The following is a 17834-nucleotide window of genomic DNA, read 5'->3' as shown; positions in this document are numbered from 1 at the left end:
GGACAGAACAGGCGCGCGTTCAGCGACGCCGCGCCGCAAGCTCGCGCAAGGGCTGCTTCTGCAGCTTGCCGCTCGCCGTGGTGGGAATCATGTCGATGGGCACGATCTGCGCGGGCCGCTTGTATGGCGAAAGCCGCTCGCCGATATAGCGTTGCAGCGCGTCGATATCGAGCGTCGCGCCCTCTTTCGGCTCGACGAAGGCCACGACCTCTTCGTTGCCCTCGGCGTCGGTGCGGCCCACGACCGCGCACAAACGCACCGCGTCATAGGTGTTGATCACCGATTCGACTTCGATCGGATACACGTTGAAGCCCGAGCGGATGATGAGATCCTTCGATCTGCCGACGATAAAGAGCGCGCCGTCGGCTTCGAGTCGGCCGAGGTCGCCGGTCTTGAGCCAGCCGTCGGCGTCGATCGCTTCTTCGGTCAAACGCGGTTCGCGATAGTAGCCGCGCATCACGCCCGGTCCGCGCACCCACAGTTCACCCGCTTCGCCGCGCGCGACTTCGTGGCCATCGGGGCCCACCACGCGCAGTTCCGCGCCCTCGACGATCTGCCCCGACGACACGTCCTTGCGCGGCCGGTCCATGCGTGTGATGAACAGCGAGCCCGCATATTCCGTCATGCCGTAGCCGTGATGCAGCGGCATGCCGAACAGCGTTTCGACCTGCTGTTTCAGCGTGGGATCGAGCGGACCGCCGCCCGTGTAGAGATAGCGCAGACGCGGCGCGTTCACGGCGCCGCCGTGTTCGCGCACGTAGGCGACGATGCGCGTGAACATCGTCGGCACGCCTTGAAGGATGGAAATTTCGGCGGCCGTGAGCGCACGCACGACTTCTTCCGCAGAAAAGCGCGCGGCCAGATGCAGGCTCGCGCCCGCCTCGAAGGTGGCGAGCAGCAGCGTGGCGAGGCCGAAGATGTGCGACATCGGCATGACCGCATAGGCGCAGTCGGCGGGACTCATCTCACGCGAGGTCGCGGACACGCGCGCGAAATGCAGCAGCCCGCGATGCGTGGCCATCACGCCCTTGGGCTGGCCCGTCGTGCCCGAGGTGTAGATCAGCAGCGCGACTTCATGCGCGAGCGCCTCGGGCTCGCGCGTGGCTGCGGGATCGGCGTCGGCCATCATGAGCGGGCCGAGGCCTTCGGGCGCAATTTCCTTCGCGCGATGACGCACGCCATGACGCAGCGCGTCGGGCGACGCGGCGTGCGTGAACAGCACGAGACGCGGCCCGCAGTGCGCGCGGATGGTTTCGATTTCGCGCTCGGACAGCCGCGCGTTGACGATGGCCGGCCACGCACCGATCTCCGAGAGCGCGAACAGCAGCGCGATCACGGCGGAACAGTTTTCGGCGACCACCATCACGCGGTCGCCCGTGCCCACGCCCTGTTCGCGCAGGAAGCGTTGCGCCGCCTCCACGTTCTGCCAGAGCTGGCCGAAGCCGGTTTCCCGGCCCTCTTCGCGTATCGCCGTGGCATCGGGCGTTGTTTGCGCCCAGTGCCGCGCGATGTCGCTGATCTTGCGCGCCGCTCGCCTCTCCACCGTCACCTCCTCTCTATGCCTTGTTTTCTGCGCGCGGCGTTATCTCGCACCGCGTCGCGACAGGCACCAGTTTGGTGGAGCAGCGCACGACCAACAATTCGTTTTCGAAGAAGCCGGCATTCGTCAGGCCGGAAGTCGGCATTCGCCCGGAGTGGCTACGGAGAAACCCGTATTTCGGTGCGCGTTTGTGCGGCGTTCGCGCGATGGATCGCCATGATGCCGAGGAGCGAAATGCATGCCGGCACGGCCGCCGCCACGAACAGCGCCGACGACGACCAGTTCAGATGCAGCAGCGCGCCGCCGAGCACCGGGCCGACCACGGACCCGATGCGTCCCACGCCGAGGCTCCAGCCGATGCCTGTCGAGCGCAGCGACGTCGGATAGTAGGTCGCGGCGAGCGCGTTGAGCGCGGGCTGCCCGCCGATGATCGAGAAACCCGTGAGGAAAATCGCCACGAACATCGCGACCACCGAAACCATCACCGCCGGATTGCCGATGGCCGCCGTCGACACGATGGCGATCAGGAACGTGCTGGCCAGCACGCGCGTAAACCCCGCCATGTCGATGATGCGCCCGAGCAGCAGCGTGCCGATCACGCCGCCACCCCACAGCGCGGTGCCCGCGAGCACGGCGGTCTGGGTCGAATAGCCGGCGTCGCGGATCACGGTCGGCAGCCAGTTCGAGAGGAAATACATATCGAGCAGATTCGCGAAGTTCACGATCCACAGCAGCACCGTCACGCGTGCGCGGCCTTCCTTGAACAGCTCGACGAACGGCAGGCCGCGCGAGCGCGTTTCGGCACTCGTGAGCACGACGTCGTCGGGCAACGCGAGCGTGGGCGCGATACGCGCAAGTTGCCGGCGCACGCGCGCCGCGCCGCGTGCGCTGCCCTGCTGGCGAAACAGCAGGAACTGGATCGATTCCGGCAACGCGAGCCACATCAGCACGCCCATCGCAAGCGGAATGGCGCCGCCGACGAAGAACACCGCGCGCCAGCCAAACGCCGGAATCAGCACAGCGGTGATGAGGCCGCCCACCACGCCGCCGAGCGTGAAACCGCAGGACACGATCATCATCAGCGTGACGCGGATCCGGCGCGGGCTGTATTCGCCCGCGAGCGCCATCGCGTTCGGCATGATGCAGCCGAGACCGAGACCGGCGAGAAAACGCCAGACGATCAGTTGCTCGATCGTCTGCGCAAAACCGGTGGCGATCATGCACGCCGAGAAAAACAGCGTCGCGCCGATCAGCACGGGACGGCGGCCGATCTTGTCGGCGAGCGCACTGAACGTGAGCGAACCGATGAGCATGCCGAACAACCCCGCACCGAACACCGGCGCAAGCGTTTCCCTCGCAATGCCCCATTCGCGGATCACGACCGGCGCAACGTAGCCCATTGCCTGGACGTCGAAGCCGTCCATCACGAGGCACAGCGCGCACAGCGCCACCACCAGCAATTGATACGGGCCGAACCGGCTCGCGTCGACGACGCCCGTCACCTCCACGGTCTTGCTCATCCTTGTGTCTCCAAACGATATCTTTTTAGTCTTGATGGTGTCTTGATGCGGTCTCGCTCGCGCGGCAGTCTTGGGCGACGCTAGAGTTCGAGCACGATGCGCTGTCCTTTCGCACGCGAACAGCAAGCCATCATGCGTGTCTGCGTGTCGCGTTCGGCGCGCGTAAGCACGACATCGCGATGATCGATCTCGCCCGCCAGCACGCGCACTTCGCACGATCCGCACAGGCCTTCTTCGCAGTCGCTCTGCACGTCGATATTCGCGCGGCGCAGTGCGTCCAGCACGGTCTGATCGGCGGCGACCGGCAGCACGAGTCCCGAATCCTTGAGTTCGACCTCGAAGGCATGTTCGTCAGCCGGATCGAGCTTGCCCACGCTCGCCGCGAAATGCTCCACGCGCAACGCGTCTTCGGGCCACGCCGCGCTCGCGGCTTCGAGCGCTTCCAGCATGCGCGCCGGACCGCACGCATAGACGCGCGTCAGCGCATCCACGCGCAGCGCGCCGAAGTCGTTGCGCGTGCCTTCCTCCGACACATGCACGCAAAGCCGCTCGCCATGCAACTGCGTGAGTTCGTCGATCAGCGCCATATTTGCGCGCGCACGGCCGCTGTAATGCAGTTCGTAGTCGATGCCGAGTTCGCGCGCGCGGCGCGCCATCGCACTGACCGGCGTGATGCCGATGCCGCCCGCGATGAAAATCGCGCGGCGTCCTTCTTCATCGAGCCGGAAATGATTGCGCGGGCCGCGAATCTTCAGACGCATGCCTTCGCGCAGCGTGTCGTGCACCCACACGGAACCGCCGCGACTTTCAGTTTCGCGCAGCACCGCGATCTCGAACGCGTGCGTGTCGGCCGGATCGCCGCACAGCGAGTACTGACGCGAGACGCCGCTCTCGCCGCATTCGACGTCGATATGCGCGCCCGGCGCCCAGCGCGGCAGCACGCCGCCATCGGGCGCGACCAGACGCAGGCGCACGATGTCCTGCGCCACGCGCTCCACGCGCTCGACCACCACCGGGCGGCTCAACGCATGCGCCGACGGCTCGCCGATACGCACCGGCACCTCGGCGTCCAGCAGCGCGCGGTTCGCGCGTTCGGGATTCTGCGTCGCGTCCCACTCGACCCAGACATGCTCCGGACCCCGGAACGACGTGTTCGGCACATAAGAGAATTGCTGCTCGGCGAGCCGCATATGCGGCAGGCGGCGCGTGAACTCCTCGAGGAAAATCTGCATCTCCATGCGCGCGAGATTCTTGCCCATGCACTGATGCGAGCCATAGCCGAAGGTCACGTGATCGCTGGCGTTGTCGCGGCGAATATCGAACAGATCGGCGTCGGCGAAATGACGTTCGTCGTGATTCGCCGACGACGTCACGATCAACAACTTCGCGCCCGCCGCAATCTCGATGCCGCCAATCCGCACGTCTTTCGTGACGAGCCGACGCCACGCAGCCACCGAACCGTTGTGGCGCAAACACTCCTCCACCGCGTTCGGAATCAGGCTCGGGTCCTCGCAGATCTCGCGCCACGCGCGCGGATGCTGCAACAGCAGCTTCATCGCATTGGCCGTGGCGTTCGCGGTGGTTTCGTGGGCGGCCACGATACCCGCCATCATCATCGAATGCAGATACGAGTCGGTGACGACGTCCGGCTGTTCCTGCTGTTTGCGAATGCCGTATTGCATCCAGCCGGGACCGTCGGGCTGCTGGCGCATCTTGTCGAGCACCTTGCCCGCGAACTGCCAGAAGTTGCCCACCGCGTGCGCGACCGCGACCTGCTCCTCGGGACGCGGACGTCCCCACGTATTGACCGTATGCGCGATCGAATACTGGCGCAGCAGATCCATGTCCTCCTCGGGCACGCCGAGAAAATGCAGCGCCACCGTGAGCGGCACTTCCCAGAGCATCTGATCGACGAGATCGGCGCGGCCCGAGTCGATGAAACGATCGACGTACTCGCGCGTGAGACGGCGCACCATCGGCTCGTGATGCTTCAGATGCTCGGGCGTGAACGGCTCCATCAGCGCGCGGCGACGCGGCATGTGCGCCGGTTCGTCCTCGTTCACGAGCGTGCGGTTCATCGCGTAGCCATACGACGCCAGCACTGCATTCGCTTCCGGCCCTGTGGGCGTGATCTTTTCGAGCGCGATGGACGGCGAGAACGTGAGGTTGTCGCGGAAGATCGCCTTGATGTCGTCGTAGCGCGTGACGACCCAATAGCCGAGTTGCGGGCTGTAGAACACCGGCTCCTGCTCGCGCGCCCAGCGCACGTATTCGGGCGGGTCCTGCTGATAGCCGTCGCTGAAAGGGTCGAATGCGGCGGCGTGGGTGCTCACCGCATGATTCGCATGCATCGGACAGCGCGCGGCGTCCTGCGTATTCGGGACCGCCTGCGCGGCGTGGGGAAACGGGCATCGCCCGGACGTTTGTGAAGGTGTCTCGCTCATCGTCCTGCCTCCTGCTGGGTGCGTCGACGTTACGTCGATTTCATTTTGCGTAACTCTAGTACGCATTGCGTAATTGTGAGATAGGGGTTAACCTCGGCCCACGCCGTCATCCGCGCGGAGCGGCCCTGACACTAGAATCGCCGTATGAAAAAAACCGCAACGTCCACGCCCGCGGCTTCCGCCACGACCGCCACGAACGCCACGAACGCCAGGCATGCCGCGCCCGCCGCCGCACGACGCAAATCGTCACGCGCCGCGCCCGCCTCATCCGCCCCTGAAAACGCCGACGCGCCCGTCACGCCGGTGACTCGCGAGCGCCGCCAGCGCGTGCAGTCCGCGCAGACCGGCATGGCCGTGCTCAAGGGTCTCGCGCGCCTCGGCGGCCGCGCGAGTCTCTCGGGACTCGCCGCCTTCGTGAGCGAAAGTCCCGCGAAGGTGCATCGCTATCTGGTGAGTCTGATCGAAGAAGGACTGGTCGCGCAGGACAGCGCCACGCAGCAATATCAACTCGGCCCCGAGGCGATGATGATCGGCGTGGCCGCGATGCGTCAGGCCGATCCCGTGCGCATCGCCGAGCCTGCACTCGTGCGGCTGCGCGAATCGCTCGAAGTGACGTCGTTCGTCGCGGTGATGGGCAACAAGGGGCCGACGATCATCCGCTTCGAGGAACCGGGCCTGCCCGTCACGGTGAACGTGCGTGTGGGCTCGGTGATGTCGCTGCTCTGGTCGTCGACGGGACGCGTGTTTCTGGGCCTGCTCGACGATACGCGCGTGCTCGCACAGGCGCAGGAAGAACTCGCGCACGCCGACGCCGATCTGCTCGGCCAGCTCGCGCAATTCGACGCGCGCGATCCGATCGGCGCGCTGCGCAGCGCCGTGCAACGCGCGCGCTGCGCGAGCGTGAAGGATACGAATCTCAAGGGGATCAGCGCGGTATCGGCACCGCTGTTCGATCACACCGGCAAGCTCTGCGCGGTGCTCACGGCGCTCGGCGCGACGGGCGGCTTCGACGCCACGCCCGATGGTCCGATCGGACGCGCGCTGCGCGACGAAGCGGCCGCCGCGAGCGCGTTGCTCGGGTATAGTGCGCCCGCAGTTTAAAACCGTTGTTTGATTAAATCGCGGCGCGCTCTTTTAATTACGCGCGCCGCGAATTTTATTGCCGCTTCATTGCCGCTTCATTGCCGTTTGATTGGCGCGCTCGTCGTGCTGATCTTCACGAATCTCGCGCCCGCCGTAGGCGGATTGGTCGGCAGGTAACCGTCGTCGAGCGTTTTGAGGAACGCAATCACATCGTCGATATCGCGCGCATTCCAGGCGGGCTTGCCGCCCGGCTTGCGCGTCAACGGCTCATCGACAGTATCGACATTCACGCGCTCCGCGGCAGGCAGATCGTCGAACTTCACGACATGGCCGTGGCGATCCTTCGGATACCACTTCTCCGGATTCGTATCGCGTTCCACGTAGAAACGCAGTGCGTCGCGCAGCGTATGAAAACGCCCGTTATGGAAAAACACCTCGCGCGTGGCGACGTTGCGCAGCGTGGGCGTTTTAAACAGACCGCAGTAATTCTTGTTGCTCGACACGTCGGTGCGCACCGGGCCGCACAAACCTTTGTCGAAATACTTCGGATCGCGGTTCGCGCGCAGTTCCGGATTACGCGGCACGCCAAGCGCTTCGAACTGGTAATCGGTGAAGAGCGGATGCGCGCCGTTCGCGCCGACCTGATCGATATGGCACGACGCGCAATTGCCGCCGTTCGGATCGTCGAACAGCTTCTTGCCGCGCATTTCGCTCGCGGTGAATTCGGCTTTGCGGTCGAGCACCGCGTCGAACTTGCTGGTGTACGAATGGAAGCCCGGCTCTTCGAGTTCGAAGCGCTCGACCGCCTGCATCGCCTGATGCACGGCCGCATCCTTCGAGACGAAAATCGTCTCGCCGAACAGTTGCTTGAACCGCGCGGCGTACGGCGCGCGCTCCAGCTTCGCGGCCACTTGCGCGCTATCGCGATTGGCCATCTCGTTCGGATTGAACAGCGGGAACAGCGCCTGATCGTGCAGCGTGTTGTAGCGGCCGTCCCACGCGAAGCCGCCGGCGGGCGGGCTGTCGGCATCGGTCAGACGCTCGAAGACGCTCGCGGCCTGCACGTGCGTCCACACCGGCGTGCGGTTGAGCACGTAGCCGAGCGTGGGCACCGCGCGCGTGCCCTGCGCATGCAGATCGGCGCCGCCGGGTTGCGCGGCGAGGCCGTTGGGCGGACCGTAGGCATGCGCGGGACTGTGGCAGCTCGCGCACGACATGCGGCCCGACGCGGACAGCGACGGGTCGTTGAAGATGAGCTTGCCGAGCGAGGCAACGTCGCTGAGCGCGGGCTGGGATTGCGCGGGCGAACCGGGTGACGAAGACTGCGCATGCGCCGCACCGATACCCGATGCGGCCAAAGCCGCCAGCGCGGTTGCGCCGGCGGCCAGCGCAGTCGCGACGGCGCGACGCGCCGCCTGACGTGCGTGGAAAACGGTCATCGGCTTAGAGGCTCGTGAAGATGTCCTTGCCGAAACCGACCAGCCCCGACTGCCCCGCATAACCAAGGTGGGTCAGACCGAAGATGTCCTCGATGCTCTTGAGCATCGAATAATGGTTGTACTGCACCGTCGACACCGTACCCGGCTTGATGAACTTCGAGAGCATGACGGCGCCCGTGCGGTCGCCGCCGTAGCTCGTCTTCGTGAGCACGAGATTGATGTTGCCGGTCACGCCGGACGGCACGGTCATGCCGAGCTTCGTCAGGTACGCGGCGGGCACCGTGCCCATCGTCGCCGACTGCGGGAAGGTGCCGAGATTCGGGCCTTCCTGCTGGCTGCAGCAGGTGTCGCCCGCGAAGGTGAAGTCCACCTCGCTCGAACTCGGCATGCTCACCGAGGCATAGCTGCTTTCGTCGAAGTTGATGATCAGCAGACCGTCCTGCTGATACGCCGGCGACGCCATGATGATGGGCACCCACTTTTGCAGGAACGCATCGGCGGACACGAGACCGCCCGTCGCGCCGTTCGCGCACGGCGAGTCGTGGCCGTCGTCACAGGTGCTCGGCGTGATCAGGTTGAAGTTCGCCGTGGTCGCGACCGTCTTGAGGTCGGTCGTCAGGTTGTCCAGATTCACCACGTTCTTCTCGCAGTCCGGCGAGTCGATGATCGAGTGGAAATACATGAACGGGTTGTGACGCGTCGCGTACGAGTCGCCCAGCGGCGTCGTGGCGTTCGGCGCTTCCTGGGTGTTCGTCAGGTCGGTGGTGTTCAGCGTCGGGTGGCCGCAGGTCGCCGCCTCGCGCGCCGGGTCGTTGCCCATGTCGCCTTCGTAGCCTTTCCACGTGAGGTTCGCGGCCGTGAGCTGGTCGGCGATGGTCTTCACGCTGGCCGGATACACGCAGCCCGTGCCGATAGCCTGACCGTCCGAGGTCATGCCCGTGAGGCTGAAGTCCTCGTAGGTAGTGCAGTCGTTATCGGTCTGCAGCGTCGGCGACTGACCGCTGATCATCGAAATATAGTTGTCGAGGCTGACGTGGCCCGTACCGTAATACTGCTGCACGAGCGCGCCCTGCGAAGTCAGCGTATTCGCCAGATACGGCGCCTTGGTGGTCGAGCTGAACGTCGTCGTGTAGTTCTCGTTTTCGAGCGTGATCACGAACACGTGACGAATCTGCTGGGTCGTGCCCGCGACGGTGGAATTCACCGACGAGCCACACGCGCTCACGAAAAGCGCAACGAATAGCGCGGCGAAGACGGTCGCGCAAAACGCGCCGAATTTGCCCTTGAAGCAAACAGCCATGGGAGTCCTCTGTTGTGTCGAGTCGTTATCGATTTTTTTGGTACCCATCCGACGCTGAGTGAATGGGCCGCGCAAGCTTAGGTAGCGTGTGTGACCAAACCATGAAAAAACCAGCCTTTCAGGCACGTTCGTGCAAAAACCACAGAAACGCAGCATGCTTGCGCGCGCAACGGACTCCATCGCGCGCGCGGCGTTTCACATATGAACTGCGAGGGGTTTCGTCGAGCGCGGATCGGCGGGCGATCGAGATCGAAATCGTCTTGATCGCGGGTGGCCGGTTGCCGGTTTTCAGCCCGCCTGGCCGCGAGGGGCTATCATGTACGTTCGTACCGTAGATGGAACAAACGAATCACATGGCCTCCCCTCAGGAAAACGTCAGCATGGCGGTGTTCTGCGACTTCGAGAACGTCGCGCTCGGCGTGCGCGACGCGAAGATCGACCGCTTCGATATCAAGCCGGTGCTCGAGCGCCTGCTGCTCAAGGGCAGCATCGTCGTGAAGAAGGCCTATTGCGACTGGGAACGCTACAAGGGCTTCAAGGCCTCGATGCACGAAGCGAGTTTCGAGCTGATCGAAATCCCGCACGTGCGCCAGTCGGGCAAGAATTCCGCCGATATCCGCCTCGTCGTGGACGCGCTCGATCTCTGCTATACGAAATCGCACGTCGACACGTTCGTGATCGTGAGCGGCGACTCCGACTTCTCGCCGCTCGTCTCGAAGCTGCGGGAGAACGCGAAGAAAGTGATTGGCGTGGGCGTGCGGCACTCCACGTCCGACCTGCTGGTCGCCAATTGCGACGAATTCATTTTTTACGACGATCTGGTGCGCGAACTCGTGCGCGAACAGCAGTCGCGCGGCAAGGGCCGCGACGGCGGCGCGAACGCGAAGCGCCAGGGCGGCGACGAGCGTCAGGCAAAGCCGGAGAGCGCCGAGGAGCGCGGCGAGGAGCGCAAGGCCAAGGCCATCGCGCTCACCGTGGAAACGCTCGATGCGCTCGGTTACGAGCGCGGCGACAGCGGCAAGATCTGGGCCTCGGTGCTCAAGAGCGCGATCAAGCGCCGCCGTCCGGACTTCAACGAGGCGCGCTACGGCTTCCGCGCGTTCGGCAATCTGCTGGAGGAAGCGCAGGCGCGCGGCCTGCTCGAAGTGGGCCGCGACGAGAAGTCCGGCACCTACGTGACGCGCACGAGCCCGCCGGCGGTGGCGGGCACGCCTGCGGCGTCCACGAGCGCCACCACGGCCGCTACGACGCTCGCTGCCGAGGAAACGCCCGCACCGCGCAACGACGAATCGCGCTCGCGCCGCAAGGGTCGCCGCAATGGCCGCAACGCGCAGGCTCAGGGCGACGAGGCGCGCGAGTCGAATCACGCGAATGAATCGAACGACGCCGCGGTGGCATTCGAAGCGAGCGAGCGCGAAGACGTGCAGGTGTTCGAAGCCGACACGCAGCACGGCGACCTGTTCGCCGACACGCGCCGTCACGACGCGGCGATGCCGCTGTTCGAAGTGCCGCCTTTCGACGTCGATACGGCTGACGCGCCGCAAGCTCAGGCCGCAGCCGAGCCCGAAGCGCCCCGTCGCGCCCGCAAGACCGCTTCGCGCAAGAGCACGGCGCGCAAGAAGGCCGCGAAGCCTGCTGTTGAGGCTGTAGAAACCGCCGAGGCCGTGCACGACGTTACGCACGATGTCGCGCCGGAATCAGCGGCCGAGCCGGCCGAATCCGCGTCTGCGCAAGCCGCGGCGCCCAGCAAGAAGGCGCCGAAGAAAACCCCGGCGCGCCCGCGCAGTCCGCGCAAGACGGCCACGCCGGAAAGCTAGGCGGCCTCAGTCGCCGAACGGGTTCGCCGGGCGCTTGCGCGGCGGCTCGTTCGCTTCGTCATCGGGAGCCGGCGGCGCGCCGAACGGATCGCCGCCCGACTTCGCGGGCGTGGCATCGCCAAACGGATTCGCCTTCGCGGCGCGCGTCGTGTCGCCGAACGGATTGACGGGTGCATTCGATGCGCCCGCGCCGCCGAACGGATCGGCCGCTGCACGGCGCGGCGTTTCCTCCCCTTCGGTGGCGTCCGCTGCTTCGTCGCCTTCCGCGAGGTTGTACGCTTTCTGCACCTGCGCGAGCACGCCCGCGATGCTCGCTTCAAAGCCCGCCGCATTGCCGAAGTGCTTCATCGTCCAGTTGCAGCCCGTGCGGTCGACGGCCTGAATTTGCGGACGCGGCACGACGATCTTCACGCCGTCCTCCACCACTTCCTGCAAGCGCTGAAGGCGGCGCTTCACCTCGTCCTGCAATCGCGATGCGTTGAGTGTCTTGCGCAGCATCGGTGAACTCCTGTTCCTGTTTGCCGGTTTCCCGATCACATCGATCCGATGCGATGCGCGAGTCTAGCGCAATGCCGCACGTCGCTGCGCGCGTTACCAGGGACGTTACTGCGCACGCGGCAGCAGCACGCCGGGATCGCGCGGCACGTTCATGTGCCGGAGCGCGTCGCGCATGGCATCGCTGGCGATAATGATCTGCCCCGTGAACGGCGTATCGAGATCGACGATCACATACACCGACGACGAGATCGACACCGCACCCAGCACGATCATCACGGCGGCCAGCGAGTTATGTGGCGCGACCAGTCCGAAGCTCAGAAAGATCAGCATGAGCCAGAGCGTGAGCATGGCGAAGAACGGCCGTGAGATCGTGCCGTGCGCCTCCTCGATCAGTCGCCAGCGCGTATCGCGCACGCGCGCGAACAGGTCGCCCAGACGTGTCGCGAGCGCCGCCTGATAGCGGTCGTGCGGATCGAACAACGCAATCTGATGACCGACCGTGTTGAGCATCGCGCCGAGTTGCGTGCTTTCCAGCTCGCCGTCGCGCGCGCCCTGGACGCGCGGATAATAATCGCCCGGCGGCGCGCCCTCCTGCGGCCACGTCGAGGCGATCGCCGCCGCCGTGTAGACACGCAGCGCGTGGCGCGTGGCGTCGGCGCCTTCGCCATAGTCGCGCAGCCGCGAGTCGAGCTGGATCAGGTCCGCCGCGTAAGCGCGCATGTCGTCGGTGGCGGTGTCGTAGCTCGTTTTCGCCGATGCGGTGAGCAGGCTCAGCACCAGCGCCGCGAACGTCACGAGCATGCCGACAACGAGTTGCACGAGCTGCACGGTCTCGTGCTTGCGATGTTCCTCGGGCAGCAGAGGCTTGAGCAACAGCCCCAGGCCGGTGCCGCCAAGCAGCAGCACGAAGACGAGCGCCGCGTAGCCGAGTTCGGTCATGGCGCGGCTCGCTGTTCGGGGGCGCTTTCATGCGCGCTTTCATTCGTGCCTTCATGCGCGCTTTCCTCGCGCGGCGCCTGCTCGACGGACTCGCTGCGTGCCGCCGCCGCGTCGCGCGACGCATCGGCTTCGTCGATCGAAATCGGCGTGGCGTCCTCGTGCGCGAGCGCCGCCTCCGAAGGCAGCAGCACGCCCGGATGCGCGCGCGGCACCGCGAGCTTCCACGCCACGTCCAGCTCGCGGCGAATCGAATCGTAGATCTCCTTCGAGATCGAGCGGTCCTCGTACATCGCCACCACGCGCGCGCGGCCTTCGCGCAGCGCGTACAGCAACATCATGCGGCGCTCCAGCACGTCGGCGCCATGTCCAAAGCAGGCGCGCACTTCATCGAGCCCACGCTCCACCGCTTCGATGCGCCCCTTCAGTATGGTGCCCAGCAGCTTCGCGAGCCGCGCGCCGAGCAGCGGCGTCAGGCTCGTTTCCGAGAACGCGTACAACTCGTGCAGCACGACGCGCCGGCACATCAAGAGTTCGAAACGGTCCGCGAGCGCATCCGAGTAGGGCTGCGTGATATGCACCCAGCGCGCGACGAAACGCGCGAGACGCAGGCCCGGCGTATCTTCGAGAATGCGTGCTGCCGCGCGCTGATAGCCGATGCGGCCCGACACGCGCGACTCCTCGATCATGGCGTCGGTGTTCTGCATCATCGCATCCAGATTGCGGACCGTGATGATGCCGCTGCCATAGCGCGGAATCAGATCGCGCTCTTTCGACGCCAGCGTGACGAGCCCGATCGCCAGACGCTCGCGCTCGGACAACGCCACTTCGATATCGAAAGCCGTCGTGCAGAGGTCGATGCTGCGGCGGAACGTGCTGCACGCTTCGTCGGCGATCACATCGGAAATGCGGAACGTGCGGGCCGCCGCATGCACTTCCTCGGAGACGCGGATCGACGAAAGCTGCACCGCTTGCTGCTGCAATGCGGTCTCTTGCGGCGAGAGCAGATCGAGTTTGAGCCGCTTGATCAGCAGTTTCAGCGACGAGCCGTTGACGATCAGGCTCACCAGCACGAAGCCGGTCGCGAGGATCGCCACGAAGCGGCGCGTGCTTTCCGGCAGCGCCTCGTTCTGCGCGAGGCCGAGTGCGAGCACCAGCGTGACCGCGCCGCGCAATCCGCCCCATGCGATCACGAGTTTGTAGGCGGCGCTCACGGGCTCGGTGAGTTTCAGCTTGCTCAACAGCGGCAGCATGCCGAACGCCACCACGAGGCGCGCGAGCAACGCGGCGATCACGACCACCACGAGCGCGAGCAGATCGCCCCAGTGCGCCGCGCTCAAGGTGGCGGGAATCTGCATGGCCGCGAGCAAAAAGATCGCCGCGCCCGCCATCGCCGCGACCTGTTCCCAGATCAGTTGCAGATGCTCCCAGTTACGCGGCGACAGACGCGTGCGCCCCAGCCCGCTGATAACGAGGCCGGCCGCCACCACCGCCACCACCCCCGACACGTGCAGCACCTGATCGGCGAGCAGATAGAGCGGATACGGCAGTGCGAAGCTCAGCGAGATTTCGGCCTTGCCCTCGCCGCCCAGATTCGGCAGCAGATACGCGACGGCGCGTCCGGCCAGCGCGCCCACCGCGAGGCCGCCAACGAGTTCGACGGCGAGCGTGCGCAGCGCGGCGCTCGCCGTTGCCGCGGCGGCGTCACCGGTGATGGCGGCAATCAGCACGCTCGCGATGGCGATCGCGGCCGCGTCGTTGAGCAGGCTCTCGCCTTCCACGAGGCGCACGAGGCGCGCGGGCGCGCCCACTTCGCGGAACACGGCGAGCACCGCCGAGGGATCGGTGGTGGCGACCATCGCGCCGAGCAACAGGCCGTCGGTGACCGGCCCGAGTCCCGTGAGGCCGATGCCGCCGCCGACCATCGCCGTCGCCACGAACACGGCGACGACCGCGAGCAGCAGGATGGGCGCGGCGTCGCCGAGCATCTCGCGCACGTTCACGCTGAGCGCGGCCTGGAACAGCAGCAGCGGCAGGAAGATCCAGAGATAGGCTTCGGGCGGCAGGCGCGGCTCGAGCGCGGGCGTGACGAAGCTCGACGCGAGTTGCGGCCACAGATCGCCGCTCGCCATATAGATGCCGCCCAGCGCGAAACCCCACGCCGCGAGCAGCACGGATTCGGACAGCGCGAATCGCAGACTCACGGCTTGCACCAGCGCGATACTCGCCAGCAGAAAACCGCTCAGTAGAAGAATGTGGATGACCATCGTCGCTCGCGTGACTGCCCGGCTTGCGAGATCGCCTCGATGTCGTGCGTGTCGAGCGCGCGCGGCACCGTCACGGCGCGGGCAACCACACGACGGTCAGCGATCTCACCCCTTGCGCGCCCTGAATGAGCACGCCCTCGATATCGGCGGTCGCGGACGGGCCCGTGACCAGCACCGCGTAACGCGCGTGACGGAAGTCGTCGCGCCAATACGCGTCCTGCAAACCCGCCACGACCGCAGCGGGATCGAGCAGCACATAAAGATGCTGCACGAGATAGCCGAGCGCGTTCACGCCGTATTCGCGCTCGCTCAGCCACACCGAACCCGTTTCCGCCACGCCGAAGCGCGCCCGCACCACGCCCACCTGCACGTCTTCGAGCGAGGCAGGCGGCGTATGTGCATCGATCGCGCGCGTGCCGGGCACTTCCGGCGCGCTGGACACGATGGACACGTCCGCGCCGAAGCGCGCCTGAATCTGCGCAAGCACCTCGCCGCCCGATGCAACTTGTGCGGTCTTTCCGCCCATCAGCGCCAGACTTGCGACGAAACGCTCGCGCACATCGCCCGGCGGCGCATCGAAGCCCGGCACTTCGGGCAGCGGTTCGGCGGCCGGTTGCGCCGCGCGCACGCGCGCCAGAAAAGTCTCACGACTGGCCATCGCCGCCTCCCTTGCCACGGTGTTTGCGATACCACGCATGAAACGTCGTGGATGGCGCCTGCGGCAGCGTGCGTTGGCGTCCCCAGATATTCAGCGGGTTATACAGCACGAAATTCGGCAGGCGTCGCAGCGCGCCATCGAGCGAACTCACGGCCGTGCGGTAGAGCTTCGGGCTCGCGAGCAGTTTGCCCGCCATTTTGAGCACTTCCTGCTTCACGAACGGCACCGCATGTTGAGCGGCGATCACTTCGCGCCATTGATAAATCTGTTCGTGAATATTGATTTTCACCGGGCACACATTGGTGCAACTGCCGTTGAGTGTGGACGCGAACGGCAGCGCGCTGAATCGTTTCAGATCGAAGGTGGGATTGATGATCGCGCCGATCGGTCCCGCGTAGGTGCTGCCATAAGACAGCCCGCCGCTGCGCCGATACACCGGACACGTATTCATGCACGCGCCACAGCGAATGCATTTGAGCGAATACCAGAAGTCGGGCATCGCGAGCCGCGCGCTGCGGCCATTATCGACAAGCACGAAATGCAGTTCTGCGCCTTCGCGCGGCGCACGGAAATGCGAGGTGTATTGCGTGATCGGCGAGCCGAGCGCGCTGCGCGAAAGCATGCGGATAAACACACCGAGATCGGACAGACGCGGAATCAACTTCTCGATGCCCATCGACACAATATGAATGGGCGGCACATTGGCCGAGAGATCGGCGTTGCCTTCATTCGTGCACACCACCACCGTGCCGGTTTCCGCCACCGCGAAATTGCAGCCCGTCATGCCCGCCGTGCGATCGCGCACGAACCACGGACGCGTATTCATGCGCTGACTTTCGGCCAGATAATGAATATCGTTGTTGTGCGGATCGGTGCCGATCGTACGGCCGAAGACCTGGGCCACGTCGTCGCGCAATTTGTGCACGGCCGGCACGACGATATGGCTCGGCGGCTGTTGATCGAGTTGCTGGATACGCTCGCCGAGATCGGTTTCCATCACCGCAATGCCGCGCTGCTCCAGATAAGGGCGCATCTCGCATTCGTCGGTGAGCATCGACTTGCTTTTCACGAGCGCCGTAATGCCGCGTTCGCTGAGAATGCGGAAGACCGTTTCGTTATGCTCGCCCGCCGTATCGGCGAAATGGACTTTTACGCCATTCGCTTCGGCCACGCGCGTGAACTGGTCGAGATAATCGGCCAGGTGCGAAAGCGTGTGCGCCTTGATCTGCGAAGCGAGCGTGCGCAACGTTTCCCATTCGGGAATTGCGTGCGCCTGGGCGTCGCGTTTCGTGCGCAGATCCCAGAGTCGTTTGTCGTGAAAGTCGACATGTTCGGGATGCGCGAGAAACGAGCCCGCGAGTTTCGCGTGCTCGACGCGCTTTCCAGAGTTCGCGTTGGCTTGACGCGGCGGTTCGAGCGGGCTCACGCTCGGATTCGGATTCGGATTCGGATTCGTCCTCGTGGGGGAACCGGTACTCATGCGCGCGCTCCGTTGAGCACCTGGGCGATGTGGATGAAACGCACGTCGGCCTTCATACGCTCCGCGCAGCCCTGCTGGTGCATGAGGCACGACATGTCGCCCGAGACGATGTACTGCGCGCCCGCGCTCACGTGATCGACGATCTTGTCCTGGCCCATGCGTACCGAGACCGCTTCTTCGGTCACCGCGAACGTGCCGCCAAAACCGCAGCATTCGTCGGGGCGTTTAGGCTGCACGAACTCGATACCCTTGATGTGTTGCAGCAGTGCGAGCGGTTTCGAAAACGGCGCGCCGGCGATTTCGGACATCGACGCTTCGTGCAGATGACGCAGCGCGCTGCAGCTATTGTGCAAGCCCACACGCCAGGGGAATTCGGCCCACGGAAAATCGCGTGCGCCGAGCACGTCGTGCAGGAATTCGACCAGCTCGTAAGTGTTGGCGCGCACGCGGCGCACTTCGTCGGTCTGCTCGATAGCGGTGAGATGGTCGCGCACGTGGTTCACGCAGCTCGCCGACGGCCCGACGATATGATCGTAGCCCGCGAAGGCGCGCACGAACACGCGTTCCGCGCCCGCGGCGTCGGCCTGAGCGCCGCTGTTGGCCATCGGCTGGCCGCAGCAGGTCTGCTCCAGCGGATAGTCGACCTCGCAGCCGAGCCGCTCCAGCAATTCGAGCGTGGCGATCCCCACCTCGGGGTAGAACGCGTCGATGAAACACGGGATGAACAGGGCAACTTTCATGCGAGGGCTCACGCGGAAAGCGGACCGGCTCATTTTAGCGCCGATCCGCCCGCCGGGCGCGCGAAGCGGCCAGGCGCCGCCCCGCTTGCCCCGCTTGTCCGGCCTGCCCCGC

12 protein-coding genes and 1 pseudogene are annotated in these 17834 nt (G+C 65.5%); 2 read left to right on the top strand and 11 right to left on the bottom strand.

The annotated features are described in order from the left end of the window. Positions 1-19: 19 nt before the first annotated feature. The 3 genes from SB764_RS17330 to SB764_RS17320 form a co-directional block, all read right to left on the bottom strand. Positions 20-1549, bottom strand: coding sequence for a class I adenylate-forming enzyme family protein (locus SB764_RS17330; RefSeq protein ID WP_080180559.1), 1530 nt, complete (start codon positions 1547-1549; stop codon positions 20-22). A gap of 149 nt (positions 1550-1698) precedes the next feature. Then, positions 1699-3060: an MFS transporter gene (locus SB764_RS17325; protein WP_065061149.1), complete on the bottom strand. Its 1362-nt coding sequence runs from the start codon at positions 3058-3060 to the stop codon at positions 1699-1701. Positions 3061-3140: 80 nt separating this feature from the next. Next, on the bottom strand, positions 3141-5504 hold the full coding sequence (locus SB764_RS17320) for a cytochrome P450/oxidoreductase (RefSeq protein ID WP_410864161.1): 2364 nt from the start codon (positions 5502-5504) through the stop codon (positions 3141-3143). 144 nt (positions 5505-5648) lie between these two features. On the opposite strand from SB764_RS17320, the gene SB764_RS17315 reads away from it, so the two are divergent. After that, positions 5649-6605, top strand: coding sequence for an IclR family transcriptional regulator (locus SB764_RS17315; protein WP_410864159.1), 957 nt, complete (start codon positions 5649-5651; stop codon positions 6603-6605). Between the two features lie 77 nt (positions 6606-6682). Here SB764_RS17315 and SB764_RS17310 read toward each other — a convergent pair whose 3' ends face one another. Further along, positions 6683-8026, bottom strand: a complete 1344-nt coding sequence (locus SB764_RS17310; RefSeq protein ID WP_322007790.1) for a cytochrome-c peroxidase — start codon at positions 8024-8026, stop codon at positions 6683-6685. Between the two features lie 4 nt (positions 8027-8030). Then, positions 8031-9326, bottom strand: a complete 1296-nt coding sequence (locus SB764_RS17305; protein WP_410864157.1) for an alkaline phosphatase family protein — start codon at positions 9324-9326, stop codon at positions 8031-8033. 353 nt (positions 9327-9679) lie between these two features. Between SB764_RS17305 and SB764_RS17300 the strand changes: the two genes are divergently transcribed. Next, entirely contained in the window at positions 9680-11143 is a 1464-nt protein-coding gene (locus tag SB764_RS17300) for an NYN domain-containing protein (RefSeq protein ID WP_410864156.1), read from the top strand. Positions 11144-11407: 264 nt separating this feature from the next. Here the strand turns inward: SB764_RS17300 and SB764_RS17295 are convergent. From SB764_RS17295 to SB764_RS17270, 6 genes and pseudogenes are all read right to left on the bottom strand, one after another. After that, positions 11408-11641, bottom strand: a pseudogene (locus SB764_RS17295) (hypothetical protein); the annotation flags it as partial. A 105-nt stretch (positions 11642-11746) separates the two neighbouring features. Beyond that, positions 11747-12580 (bottom strand): hypothetical protein, encoded by an 834-nt coding sequence (locus SB764_RS17290; RefSeq protein ID WP_410864154.1) that lies wholly within the window; start codon positions 12578-12580, stop codon positions 11747-11749. Then, positions 12577-14844, bottom strand: a complete 2268-nt coding sequence (locus SB764_RS17285; RefSeq protein ID WP_176080997.1) for a cation:proton antiporter — start codon at positions 14842-14844, stop codon at positions 12577-12579. Before SB764_RS17285 ends, SB764_RS17290 begins: the two co-directional genes overlap by 4 nt. A gap of 70 nt (positions 14845-14914) precedes the next feature. Continuing rightward, positions 14915-15502 (bottom strand): lactate utilization protein C, encoded by a 588-nt coding sequence (locus SB764_RS17280; RefSeq protein ID WP_110329308.1) that lies wholly within the window; start codon positions 15500-15502, stop codon positions 14915-14917. Next, positions 15489-16982, bottom strand: a complete 1494-nt coding sequence (locus SB764_RS17275) for a lactate utilization protein B (protein WP_410864151.1) — start codon at positions 16980-16982, stop codon at positions 15489-15491. Before SB764_RS17275 ends, SB764_RS17280 begins: the two co-directional genes overlap by 14 nt. Further along, positions 16979-17722, bottom strand: a complete 744-nt coding sequence (locus SB764_RS17270) for a (Fe-S)-binding protein (RefSeq protein WP_110329310.1) — start codon at positions 17720-17722, stop codon at positions 16979-16981. Before SB764_RS17270 ends, SB764_RS17275 begins: the two co-directional genes overlap by 4 nt. Positions 17723-17834 lie beyond the last annotated feature (112 nt).

It is taken from the genome of Paraburkholderia sp. SIMBA_027, from assembly GCF_046535315.1.
In the GTDB taxonomy this organism is placed as follows: Bacteria; Pseudomonadota; Gammaproteobacteria; order Burkholderiales; family Burkholderiaceae; genus Paraburkholderia; species Paraburkholderia tropica.
This window is presented reverse-complemented; position numbering and strand designations above follow the sequence as displayed.